Source organism: Pseudoalteromonas lipolytica, from assembly GCF_003515105.1.
Lineage (GTDB): Bacteria > Pseudomonadota > Gammaproteobacteria > Enterobacterales > Alteromonadaceae > Pseudoalteromonas > Pseudoalteromonas lipolytica.
Genome location: NZ_CP032091.1, coordinates 576088 through 589080, shown reverse-complemented (window position 1 = coordinate 589080; position 12993 = coordinate 576088). Strand labels below are relative to the sequence as shown.

The window sequence follows — 12993 nt, the reverse complement described above, 5'->3', positions numbered from 1 at the left end:
TGAATGTGTCGCGATTGTATACCGTTAATACTGCTACGCAAGTAGTTTTATTAAAAATATGGCTCTTTTTTCACCCTTATTTTGTCGTAATTTAAATCAATGGCTGCCATGCATTTTTGCCATTTTTATGGTTAAGCGTGTTTTTTATTTGCATTCACATACCAACAGCTGGCAATACTGATTAAAACAACCATAGTTATTAAAAAATAATGACTAAGAATCAAAAAGAACAACAGGATCATAATGACTGACTTACTGTTAATAGCCTATATTTTCCTCATTGCAGGCATTATTGCCGTGCCAATAGCCACCAAGCTGGGACTCGGGTCTGTACTGGGTTACCTACTGGCTGGTATTGCCATTTCTCCTTTGCTAACCACCTTAAATGTGGATGTAATTGCCATTCAGCATTTTGCCGAATTTGGTGTGGTGATGATGCTGTTTATTGTTGGTCTTGAGCTTGAACCTAAAACACTGTGGTCAATGCGCAAACAACTAATAGGTCTTGGCGGAGGGCAAGTTTTATTAACCAGCGCAGCATTTACTGCACTGGCTATGATGTTGGATCACCCGTGGCAAACAGCTCTCACTATTGGCTTAATTTTATCGCTTTCTTCCACGGCGATTGTGCTGCAAACCCTGTCAGAGCGTGGGTTATTAAAATCAGACGGCGGCCAAGCATCATTTAGCGTGTTACTCACGCAAGATATTGCGGTTATTCCCATGCTCGCATTTATTCCATTATTAGCCCTACCAGAGCTGGCAACAGGAATAACAAGCACCAGCAATAACAGTCATACAGGGCTTAGCCTCGTAGCAGGGCTTGAAAGCTGGCAAGCAGCCTTAGTCACATTAGGTATGATTGCGCTTGTGGTGTTTGGCGGAAGCCATCTAACAGCCCCACTTTTTAGGTTTGTAGCACAAGCACGGCTTCGTGAACTCTTTACCGCCACGGCGCTATTTTTTGTTATTGGCATAGCATTGATGATGTCGTTAGTGGGCCTTTCACCCGCATTGGGCACATTTTTAGCAGGCGTCGTGCTTGCAAACTCCCCCTATAAACACGAGCTCGAAAGCAATATCGATCCTTTCAAAGGGTTACTGTTAGGGCTCTTTTTTATCACGGTTGGCGCCAGTATTAATTTTCAGTTATTAACTGATAACCTCGCGACTATTGTGCTTTTAACGGCGATACTGATCCTTACTAAAACAGCGGCGTTATTAATACTTGGGCGACTGTTTGGCTTAAAGGGAGCCGCCCTGTGGTTACTGGCGCTAGGGCTTGCTCAAGCCGGTGAGTTTGGGTTTGTGCTATTAAGCTACAGCGTGGGCAATCATGTGCTTCCATCGGCTTTGGCCGACCAACTGTTATTGGTTGTCACACTCTCGATGTTGTTATCACCGGTATTATACATTGTGTATCAACGTTTCATTGCCCCTCGTTATATTGGCGAGCAAGCTCACCGAGAAGAAACCTTTCCTGAAGATAGCCACGTCATCATTGCTGGCTCTGGTCGTGTTGGAGGGGTTGTCGATTTAATCTTAAAAGCGGGCGGCTTTAACACCACCGTAATTGATTACAATTACAAGCAGCTTGATCGATTAGAGCGTGTCGGGATCCGCAATTTTTTTGGTGATGCAACAAGACCCGACTTACTCAGCGCCGCCGGAATAGACAATGCAAAATTACTAGTTGTTACACTCGATGATGCCGAGCAAATAACCAAACTGGTTCGCTATGCAATGCAAAACTATCCGCACCTTCATGTTGTTGCGCGTGCTGTAGACCGCCATCATGTTTATGACTTGTGGGCATACGGGTGTCGCGACATTATCAGAGAAACCTACGACAGCTCCCTTCGCATGGGTCGCAGCGCATTTGAAGCACTCGGCATTGAGCAACAAAAAGCACAAGAGCTGGTTAATATCTTCAGCGAATTTGACAAAGAAATGCTGCGCTTAGCCGCAGACGCCTACGAAATAGGTGTGCCATTTGAAGAAAACCACGCGTACATCGACTGCATTAGTAAACTACTCAACGAAAAAGAGCCTGAGATTAAACAGCGAATGCGCGACATATGCGAACGGGCTGCCAATAGTTCAAAACAATAAAGGCTTACATGTAACAGCTGCTTTATGCGGTATAACTCAAAGTGAATTAAACCGCGGCTATACGCTTTGCTTTACCCCCGCTGCGTTTTATAAATGCAGGGCGCTATACGTATACCACTGTGCTTAATTAAGTATTAGTATTCACCTTTGCAAAGACAAAAAAATAGCGCCTTTCGGCGCTATTTAAACTTCATTTCAATATAGGAATTAAAAGCTAAAACTAAGTTTTGCATAGTAGGTCATGCCATCAAAGCCATAAGGCAAGGCACGTACAGGGTACTTAAACGCTTGGTTAGTGATAAAATCAAGTGCTTCATCTTCGCCTAACTCATCAGGGGTTACATCGAAGATATTATCAATACCTGCCGACAGCATAAACTCATCAGTTAACTGATAACCCACGTTAATATCAACTAAAACCGCAGACTCTACCGTACTGGTATCTTTAAATTCGCCTGTAGGTGAAAGCTCATCTGGTAAGCCTATGTGGTCATTACCAAAGTACTTAACGTCTGTTTCGCCATAATAATTAAAGCGCAACATACTGTTAAAGTCGCCACGATCATATTCAAACGTAAGCGTTGCACGCTCACCAGGTTGACCATCTGTTAAAAAGCTTCGTTGCAAATCATCCAGTGCAATCGACTCAGGGATCCCCTCTGGGGCATTAACATTATCAATTTCGGTGTCGTTAATGTTACCAGCAAACGTTGCTGAGAAATTACCGTCGTACAAATCAGTACGGTACGAGGCAATAATATCAACCCCTTTCGTGGTTGAGTCTACCGAGTTTGAAAAGTAGTTCGCTTGCTGTGCGCCAGTGGCGTTCAATGCAGCCACAGCCGCAGGGCTAAAGGCAACATCATCCGCAGACATTAAGCTGCCAAGCGTAATGCGGTCTTTAATTTCAACATGATAAAAATCAACGGTTAACGACAGTTCACTGCTCACGTTATAAACAAAACCTGCGCTTAGGTTCTCTGAGCTTTCAAGGCCAAGATTATCAACGCCCAGTGCTGAAGGAAAATCAGATCCTGCCGTTGCAGTAAATGACTGCAATAATACCCCACCCGCACCTAAGTTAGTGGTGTAAGCCGTGTAGGCACTTTGCTGTAATGAAGGCGCTCTGAAACCCGATGAGATTGCACCACGCACTGCAAAATCATCAGAGATTTCATAGCGTGTCGCTAATTTACCAATGATGTCGTCACCCGCATCAGAGAAATCTTCATAGCGCAGTGCCGTACTCACTTGCCATGCATCTGTCAGCAAGGTTTCAGCATTGACATAAAATGCATAGCTGTCGCGCCTTTCTTTGTTTGATGCCTCAGGACGAAGGCCGTTATAAGCCTGAAAACCACATTCAGCAAATACGCTGTCATCGTTTACCGCTGGGTAAGAAGTATCTGTATTAGCAAGGCCGCACGCATAGGATGCTTCTTCGCCTGGGACAATTTGATAGTTTTCTTTGCGGTACTCAGCCCCCACCGACACATACACAGGCTCACTGCGGCCAATATTAACAACGCCGTTTAAATCGGCATTAACGGTGGCTTGATCAAATCTAAACCCGCCCGAATACCCGCCTCGTGGGCCCGCATTAGCAGCAATATCTGCATCACTCGCATCTGGGTTATTAGCTACATATTCAGCAGCATAAGAGGCATTTAAGGTATTTTTTGAAGTGAAATCATAGCTATTTTCACCGTACACAGCAGACACATCATAACCCCAGTCAGGGTTCAGCTCGCCACGCAGACCCACTGCAAATGAAATATCTTCGGCTTCGTTGTCTATACGAGGTAAAAAGCCATCGCTGTATACTTGCACCACATTCTTTGCGGCCTGATTATAGTTACGGTAAAAACCATTCCCTAATGCTGTTCGGTTTGAATAGCCACCAAATGAGTAAAGTTCTGTGTCACCCAGCGGAAGTGCCATATTATAAAAAAGTGACGTAAACTCGCTGTCAGCATTACCTTGCCCCCAGCGGACATCGTCAGATAATGTGCCAGCAGGGACATCTAACGACCCACCCGTATCACGCTCGGCTCTATTAGTGCCATCAGCATTACGGTATTCAGCCGAAAAATTAATAAACCCCCCTTCGTCGCCTAAATCAAAACCACGATTTAAACCAATCGAAATCGTATCGCCGTCGCCTTCGCCCGTACTACCTGCTTGCACATAGCCCGTTGTCACACCGGTAGAATCGTTAAGTGATAAGTTAATCACCCCTGCAATTGCATCAGAGCCATATTGCGCCGCTGCGCCATCACGCAATACTTCAACCCCTTTTAATGCGCTAAGCGGAATAGCGTTCATGTCGGTTCCCGCTGCACCCGCGCCCACTGTGCCGTTTAGGCCAAAAATAGACTGATTATGACGACGTTTACCATTAATAAGCACCAACGTTTGATCTGGCTGTAAACCGCGCAGAGTCGCGGGTCTAAATAAATCAGACCCATCTGACACTTGCGTACGAGAAAAGTTAAAAGACGGTGCGGTCGCTTGTAAACTTTGGCCAAGTTCAGTGAAGCCCCCTTTATTCAGGGTATCAGCATCAATTAAATCAATAGGAGAGCTTGATTCGGTCGCAGTGCGGTTTGCTACTCGCGATCCCAAAACTGAAATTTGTTCAATATTTTTATCAGCTTGAACGTCTGTTGCTTGCTCAGCAGCCTGCAATGAAGTCGCCGACACAGCGACGCTGACGGCAATAGCCAGCATACTAAAAGAATGTGTTGTCATGTGAATCCTGTTGATATTCTGGCTTTTCCAAAGCTAAAAAATAAAGCGCCCCACAGGGAGAAACAAAGGAAAAGCATTAAGCACGTGTTATAGATTTATAAAATCTTAATTTTGAAAGCTAACTCAAGCCTGCGAGTTAACCTTTACAAAACATCCTATCAACAAAAAAATGAAAAGAAAGAAAAATTAGCTACGACTTAGGTATAATTATACCTATTTGTACTATTAAGTGATTAAAGAAATGGGTTTTGATTATTTAACGAGCAGAAATAAGCAAGAAAATGCAACTACACACTTATCTCTACTATTAACAGGGTGAGGTTATTCTTGCTCTATCATCGCGAGTTTTTCATCTTCAAGCATCAGCGCCATCGTTGCAATCTCAGACAAGCTTTCATCTAACGCGGTAAAAAAGGTCGCAAAACCTTCTCCTAACTTATCAGGCTCGGGGTGATTTGCAAGCGCCTGATCCCACATGGCTAAGGTTGTGAGTAAATCAAGCGTTGCTTCAAAATTATCAATAAACAGCTGACCATCACCTGCGTTGTCATTCTGTTCATCGGCTTTCAACAAAAATTGTAAATCACTATGCCAGATATCTTGGTTAACAATATAGGCTGCAATGTAGCCACTGCAAAAATCTTGCAATGCTTGGCTTGGCTCGTTGGCTTTCACTTCATCTGGATATAAATGTACGAGTAATTTTTTTTGCTCAACTTGTGCTTCCGTTACATTATCAAGCAGCTCAATCATCGCATCACGAGGGGCTGACTCAGTCATTAACGTGTTAAACACCGTTTCGTCGCCGTCGGCTATGTAATTAGCCAATTCAGACTCGCCAAAAAACTCAGAACACGCTAACAAGCCACTCATAAAACCGATTACTTGGTCTAAACTAACCTGCTGTGTTTCGCTTTGACTTGCGAGATAATTTTTAAATACATCTGCACTTTCTTTATTAAGCATATTGAGCCTTTATATTTTGCCTTTGTTAGGGTGTATTCCTACACTAGCGAATCCACATTTTTTTGCAACAACTTAGATATTGTCAACAACTTGCCTTACATGACTGAGGATCGGAAACACACAGCTAATACGCGTTCCCATACCTTGTGTACTTTGAATATCAATCCGGCCTTGATGCTCATGCACAATAGCGTATGCCATGGTCATGCCCATACCGGTTCCCTCGCCTACAGGTTTAGTGGTGTAAAAGGGATCATAAATTTTAGCCATTGTTTGCTCCGACATTCCCTCGCCATTGTCTTCAATATCAATGTAAATATGATGCTCAATCTCATACACCGACACCGTAATCTGTGCCTCTGAGCGATTACTGTCACATGCTTGCTTGGCATTTATTAAAATATTAACGACAACTTGGCTTATCGCAGGCAAATTACACCAGCTAATCGAAATAGGACTGTAGTGAGTGTGTAAGTGGTAATCGTTTAACTGATTTGCTAACAGTTTTACGGCACTTTTCACCGCGTCAGTCATATCGGCAAATTGCTTTTCGTGCCCTTTAGGCCGCGAAAAATCGAGCAAGTTTGCAACTATTTTACGGATCCGTTGTAAGCCTTGGGCAGTGTCGCTAATTAGCTCGGGCAAGTCGTTGGCTACATAATTAAATTCATGCTTTTTATTCAGTTGCGTCAATTGCTCAGAAAAAACATCTCTTTCAATGTGTCGCTTGGCAAACTTGTCACATGCACTAAGCAACTCACTAAAAAAATCACAGTAATCTTTTAAACAGTCAACATTACTAATACTGTAAGCCAGTGGATTATTAATTTCATGCGCAACACCCGCGCAAAGCGTGCCGAGTGTTGCCATTTTCTCGGCCTGAATAAACATCGCCTGATGATGCTCTAAATCAGCAATTTTTTGTTCAAGTTCACTGTTTAATGCAACCAACAGCCGGCTTTTATCTGCTAACAATTGCTCCGCTTGTTCACGCGCCGCTTTTTCTAGTAAATAGGCTTGTTTAAAATCACCCATTTTAGCCTCAAACTTAGCTCATCTCTTATAAAACCTAGCACAAGCCCTAATTTAAGGCTATGTTATTGATTAAAGATGATTCAAAGCAATGTGGTATGGCAAAACAACTTAATAAAGAACATATTCAGGTTTTATGCATTGATGACGATGAAATTGTTTTACGCACCTTAGTTAGGTTGTTAACGGCAAATAATCTTTCGGTTAAAACCAGCCTTTCGCCCATTGAAGCACTAAAACTTTTAGACAGTTTCACCTTTGATGTGATCATTTGTGACATGCGCATGCCCGGTATGGATGGCGCAGACTTTTTTGCACAAGCAATCAACATTGCCCCCGATACACAACGTATTTTATTAACCGGCTATTCCGATATCGACAATACCATTGCCGCTGTAAATAAAGGAAAAATTCACGCTTATATTCAAAAACCTTGGCAAAATGAGCTGTTGTTACGCAACATTCATGACGGTATCGAAAAAACCTCTTTAAAACGTAAAAACAAGCAACTTGAGCAAAAGATTAAAGCCCAAAACAGCCAACTAAAAGAGCTCAATAATAACCTTGAGCAGATGGTTGAAAAACGCACCCAACAAATACGTAAAGTGCTTAAACAGCTTGAAGAAGCAAACGAACGTGAAAAACACGAACACCGCACAACTTTCGAGATTTTATATAATTTTATCAACGCCAACCCATACCTAGATGGTATTCAAGCGCAAAATATAGCGAACACCTGCAAGCAAATTGCGCAGGCACTTGGGTTAGATAAAAAACACATAGAAATGGCCGAAATGGCAGGCTATTTAGCGCAAATTGGCTTATTGGCAATGGAGCCAGCCCTGTATAAAAAGCCCACGCGTGAATTAAACGAAAATCAAAAAAAGCTTTTTTATACGCACCCAAGCACGGCGCAACTTATGTTAATGCCCGCAACGCATTTACACGATGTATCCGAAGCCATTTATTACCAATTTGAGCAATACAATGGCAATGGTATTCCAAAAGGATTAAAAGGCGCCGATATCCCGATAACCGCCATGATTTTGGCTATTTCTCGCGACTTTTGGCAAGCCGTGGCTCAAGTCAGTTCGCTGGGAAACAGCAAGTTCGAAAATGCACTGGGGCAATTACAACTTTACAGTGGCACCTACTACCATCCTAAATTGCTCGAGATTTTAAGCGGATTAAAAATTAGCTGCGCCAGTAACCAACTCGTTGGCAGCATGAAAATCATTAATGCAAACGAGTTAAAAAACGGCATGGTGCTTGGGCATGCCCTGAGAAACTACGACGGAATTTTGCTCTTACCTAAAGGGCATGTATTTGGCCCTAAATCGATAAGTAAGTTACAGCAGCTCGAAGCGAAAAAACCGAATCCTTTCAGGATCATGATCAAAAATTAACGAATAAAGTGATCACTTATTATCGCTACTTCGTTACAATGTGATTTATATTACTTTTACTTCTAAAGGAGCGATCAGTGTCGCGATTTTCCGCTATAACAGATAAGCCTCATGATGGCCGATTTAATAAAAAAACCGGTATCTTATTGACCAACTTAGGCAGCCCTGATGCCCCAACCACAGCGGCACTCAGAACCTACTTACGCGAATTTTTATCTGATCCACGCATTGTCGAAATCCCGCGCTTCATTTGGATGATCATCCTGTATTGCTTTGTACTCACGCTTCGCCCAAAGCGCTCTGCTGCACTTTATAAAAGTATATGGACAGAAAACGGTTCGCCATTAACGCATATCACACGCCAACAAGGCGAAAAACTCGCCGCAATTTTAAAAGAGAAAGGCCATCAAGATACCGACGTTGTTATGGCAATGCGTTATGGTAATCCATCGATTGAAGCGGGGCTTGAAGCACTGCGCGAAAAAGGCATTACCCGCGTTATTGTGCTGCCGCTTTATCCGCAATACTCAAGTACAACGATTGGTTCAACGTTTGATGCTGTGTCGAACGTATTACGAAAATGGCGCTGGGTACCCGAGCTTCACTTTATAAACGGCTACCACGACCACCCTATTTACATTGATGCGTTAGCAGCCAGTATCAGCGAAGATTTAAATGCCCATGGCACACCACAAAAACTGGTATTTTCGTATCATGGTATGCCAAAACTATTTTTAGAAAATGGCGACCCTTACTACTGTTTTTGTATGCAAACCACGCGTTTAGTGTCAGAAAAGCTAGGCTTAGACAAAGACTTAGCGGTGACCACGTTCCAAAGCCGTTTTGGTAAAGCAGAATGGTTAAAACCATACACCGATGCCACGCTTGAGAGTTACCCCGCACAAGGCATTAAAGATATTGCCATAATTAGCCCTGCGTTTAGCGCCGATTGCTTAGAAACATTAGAAGAGATAGAAGGCGAAAATCGCGAAATATTCGAGCATGCAGGCGGTGAAAAATACCGTTATATTCCTGCACTTAATACGCGCGATGACCACATTAACGCCATGTATGAAGTTATTAAGCCTTTGCTTAAGTAATTATAGTTAGGCCCTAGTTACTAGGGCCTAATTGATACTCACACGCTGCCTTGTGTCTCGACCACCAAAATACGCGCTTCACCTTTTGGGTGAGCCACATGCTCAGTGCCAACACTGGCATAAAAGATATCTCCGGCATTTAACAGCTCAGCGCATACTTCACCCTGTTGCTTATAAAGCATCTCAACCTGACCACTTAACACCACAAACACTTCTTCACCGTCGTTGGTGTGCCACTTGTAAGGCTCATTCGTCCAATGCAAACGGGTTGTAATGCCGTTCATTGTGGCGATATCTAATGCGCCCCATGCACGGTCGGCAGTAAATTCATGACTTCGTATTACTTTCATTTGTTACTTTCACCTTTAATACTAATTTGTTTAATTAAGTGATCTATTTTGGGCAATATAAGCTCGTTGATAACTGGGCAAACATGTCGTTATTGAGGTGTTCTCGGCAATTACTCCCGCATTGCTCTGCCTCCAGCCTCTTGCATCCATGCAGTCGTAAATCAGACATTTTTAACACAGCTTGCGACAGGTTTAATCCCTCAAAATGATTAAGCATCATTGCGGATTAGTTTAAATAGCCCCTAATCTTTGCGTGTCATCACTAAGGTTATTACCCCTGCAACAATCCCCCAAAATGCCGAACCAACCGTGAACAAGGTCAGGTTTGAAGCCGTCACTAAAAATGTCACTATGGCTGCCTCGGTATAATAAGCCTCTGTTAACGCTTGCTGTAAACTACTGGCAATCGTGGCAAACAAGGCTATACCCGCTAATGCTAAAATAAGTGCTTGCGGTAAACTGGCGACTAAACCAACTAATGTCGCAGCCAGTAACGCCATAATGATATAAAACACACCACCAGCAATACTTGCCCAATAACGCTTATCGGGATTTTTATCGGCTTCGGGGCTCATACAAATTGCCGCAGTGATCGCCGCAAGGTTAATCGAATACCCACCAAATGGCGCGATAAACACATTTAAAAGCCCCGTAACATTCAGAGCAGCCGAGACCGGAGCCTTATAATGATGTGCTTTTAACACAGCGATGCCCGGTAAGTTTTGTGATGTCATCGTCACAATAAACAGCGGTAAGCCCACACTGACCATGGCATTTAAATCAAACTCTGGCGCAATAAATGTAAACTCGCTTAATTTCCATTGCCAACTGCTTGTATCAATTTGTCCGGTCATTGCTGCCATTAAAAAGCCAACCACAACAACGGCTAACATCGCAAAACGGGGGAAATAACGTTTACCACATAAATAAACAGCCACCATCACGCCAATCACTAAGGGCAATTCGTTCATAAAATTGAACACATCAATGCCAAAATTCACCAAGACACCCGCCAACATGGCACAAGCCAATTGGCTGGGAATTTTGTTCATCATTTTTTCGAAAATACCGGTGATACCGCATAAAAACACCAACACCGCCGAGAACATAAACGCCCCAACGGCTTGGTTTAAGGTGTAGCCTTGCGCGCTTGAAATAAGTAATGCAGCGCCCGTGGTCGACCACGCAACCAAAATGGGCACTTTATAGTAATACGACAATGCAATAGAGCTTACTCCCATCGCAAGCCCCAGCATTAATACCCAACTGGCCACTAAATCAGGGGTACCGCCTAGCACCATCACTAATTGATATATCAATGCGATTGAGCTGGTAAAGCCAATAATCACCGCCACTAAGCCCGCGGTTGCTCGACTGATCAGTTGACTCATAAAGGGGAGACTCCTTGCAAAACATGCAGATAAAAACCTACCTTATCGCAAGAAGCACACGTTGACACTGTACACTTTTGTAGTATTTGAAGAGTAATTTACTATACAGAAGGCCACCTAGTCGCGGTGGCCGTATTTGTGCATCTTTCGGTTAAGTAATCACTAAGCGGCTGTTTGATCAACCACTTCTTCGTTTACTTCTTTCGCTACGGGCTTGTCAAAAATACCTAAGCGGATACGAATAAAGTGCAAAATTTCTTTTGCGACATCAATGCCCAATGCACCTTCTAGGCCTTCAAAGCCAGGGCTTGAGTTTGCTTCACATATTTTAAAATGCTGCTCGTCAAATAATAAATCAATGCCCGCGACATCGAGCTTTAAAACGTTGGCCGTTTGTGTTGCAAGCCACTCAATTTCAGGGGTAATTGGGAATGACTTACCTGTACCACCCGCACTGACATTTGCTTTAAAGTTTTTACCCTGCGAGTTGCGTTCCATACATGCAACGGCACGTCCACCGATAGTAAGTACACGCAAATCACGACCGTGGCTCGACTTAACAAACTGCTGCAAAATAATGTTTGCTTGTGGGTTTGCAGCCTCGATTAACTGCATAAGATCATCAAACTCTTCTTTCGACTTTGATAAAAAGACACCACTGCCTTGCGACCCCGATAACGTTTTAATCACCACCGGAAAACCAATTTGTTTTTCAACTAAATCAATATTTACCGGAAACTTTACGAGCATTGTATTAGGGGTTGGTAAATTACACTCAGCTAAAATTTGCTGTGCAAATAACTTGTCTTTCACCGTTTCGATTGACTGCGAGCTATTCACGCAATACACACCTAAACGCTCAAGGTGGCGAATAATAGCCAAAGCAAAATACGTTGTGCTCGCGCCCATACGTGGAATAACAAAATCAGGTAGTGCAACTGATTGACCATCAATCAAAATGCTTTTGCCATCTTCGCGGGTAATGGTTAAATCAAATTGATCAGGCGAAAAAACTTGTAAATCAATGCCCTCTTCTTTGGCAGCTGCAAGTAAACGCTCAACTTCATAGGTTTCTTGCTTTAACAAGCCCGAACTGTCTTTATAAATGATCCACCCACGCATGGTTAGTACCTCTAGTCTTGGGGTTTAAGTGACAAAAAAACGCGGATTATGCGCAGCATTGCAGCCCGAGTAAAACAAATAAATTTTATCGTCACGATTACCAAAAGCAGCATTGATAGAACAACTATTGACCATTAAGTTAATTTAAGGTAAAAACTTACATTAAGTTAACATTAAAACCCGTAAGAGAAACATGTGAACAGGACGCTTGCATTAATCTTCATTCTTCCAATCAGTGCATTTGCGCTTAACGAATGGCATATTCAAAGCGATGGCTTTATATCTACGCCAAGCGCTGAAAAGCCTGTTATAGCATACAAATCAGATGAGCAATTTATTGCACCTCAGCCTATTGTTAACTTAACCGCGCCCCTTAATCAGCTTTCAAACAAAGCGCACGACTACTTGTACAAACAAAGGCGCTTACCTAAAACGCTAAGCGATACCGCATTTAGTGAATTTGATATTGAAACACTAAAAACCTTAAAAACCGGTGATCAGTATATTTTGAAGGTAGACGAATACCTAAGCTACACCGTCGAAATTACCGACATTATTGAAGCCAGCAACGGTGATCGCAGTGTGTTTGGTAAGCTAAATGATCACGCACAAAACTACCATCAAGCCGTTATGACCCTGACAGAAAATACCTTACACGGGCAGTTTAATGCGGGTAACGAAAACTACCAATTTGAAAGTTATGGCAAGTATGGCTGGGTAACCAAGCTGTAAGTGACAAGATTCAAGCAACAAAGGGCGAGTT

Annotated in this window: 10 protein-coding genes; 4 read left to right on the top strand and 6 right to left on the bottom strand. The window is 42.9% G+C overall.

What is annotated here, in order from left to right; translation table 11 throughout:
- Positions 1-243 precede the first annotated feature (243 nt).
- Positions 244-2112 carry a cation:proton antiporter domain-containing protein gene (locus tag D0907_RS18840; protein WP_036972477.1) on the top strand — a complete coding sequence of 623 codons (1869 nt, stop codon included), beginning with the start codon at positions 244-246 and terminating at the stop codon, positions 2110-2112.
- A 207-nt stretch (positions 2113-2319) separates the two neighbouring features.
- On the opposite strand, the gene D0907_RS18835 is transcribed toward D0907_RS18840, so the two are convergent.
- The 3 genes from D0907_RS18835 to D0907_RS18825 all read right to left on the bottom strand — a co-directional run bounded on the left by D0907_RS18835 (position 2320) and on the right by D0907_RS18825 (position 6864).
- A complete protein-coding gene (locus D0907_RS18835) occupies positions 2320-4863 on the bottom strand; it encodes a TonB-dependent receptor plug domain-containing protein (RefSeq protein ID WP_118845016.1) in 2544 nt (847 codons plus the stop codon).
- A 321-nt stretch (positions 4864-5184) separates the two neighbouring features.
- On the bottom strand, positions 5185-5829 hold the full coding sequence (locus D0907_RS18830; protein ID WP_036972480.1) for a UPF0149 family protein: 645 nt from the start codon (positions 5827-5829) through the stop codon (positions 5185-5187).
- A gap of 72 nt (positions 5830-5901) precedes the next feature.
- Complete coding sequence (locus D0907_RS18825) at positions 5902-6864, bottom strand: sensor histidine kinase (protein ID WP_075593414.1); 963 nt, start codon at positions 6862-6864, stop codon at positions 5902-5904.
- A gap of 95 nt (positions 6865-6959) precedes the next feature.
- Here D0907_RS18825 and nosR point away from each other — a divergent pair, with 95 nt between their 5' ends.
- Both nosR and hemH read left to right on the top strand, forming a co-directional pair.
- A complete protein-coding gene (gene nosR, locus D0907_RS18820; RefSeq protein WP_036972952.1) occupies positions 6960-8267 on the top strand; it encodes a response regulator c-di-GMP phosphodiesterase, NosR family in 1308 nt (435 codons plus the stop codon).
- A 77-nt stretch (positions 8268-8344) separates the two neighbouring features.
- A complete protein-coding gene (gene hemH / locus D0907_RS18815; protein ID WP_036972482.1) occupies positions 8345-9367 on the top strand; it encodes a ferrochelatase in 1023 nt (340 codons plus the stop codon).
- A 38-nt stretch (positions 9368-9405) separates the two neighbouring features.
- On the opposite strand, the gene D0907_RS18810 is transcribed toward hemH, so the two are convergent.
- From D0907_RS18810 to D0907_RS18800, 3 genes are all read right to left on the bottom strand, one after another.
- Positions 9406-9717 (bottom strand): cupin domain-containing protein, encoded by a 312-nt coding sequence (locus D0907_RS18810; RefSeq protein WP_036972483.1) that lies wholly within the window; start codon positions 9715-9717, stop codon positions 9406-9408.
- 242 nt (positions 9718-9959) lie between these two features.
- Positions 9960-11108 carry a benzoate/H(+) symporter BenE family transporter gene (locus tag D0907_RS18805; RefSeq protein WP_036972485.1) on the bottom strand — a complete coding sequence of 383 codons (1149 nt, stop codon included), beginning with the start codon at positions 11106-11108 and terminating at the stop codon, positions 9960-9962.
- A gap of 162 nt (positions 11109-11270) precedes the next feature.
- Positions 11271-12230, bottom strand: coding sequence for an ATP-grasp domain-containing protein (locus tag D0907_RS18800; protein WP_036972486.1), 960 nt, complete (start codon positions 12228-12230; stop codon positions 11271-11273).
- 195 nt (positions 12231-12425) lie between these two features.
- On the opposite strand from D0907_RS18800, the gene D0907_RS18795 reads away from it, so the two are divergent.
- Complete coding sequence (locus tag D0907_RS18795; protein ID WP_065979268.1) at positions 12426-12962, top strand: hypothetical protein; 537 nt, start codon at positions 12426-12428, stop codon at positions 12960-12962.
- Positions 12963-12993 lie beyond the last annotated feature (31 nt).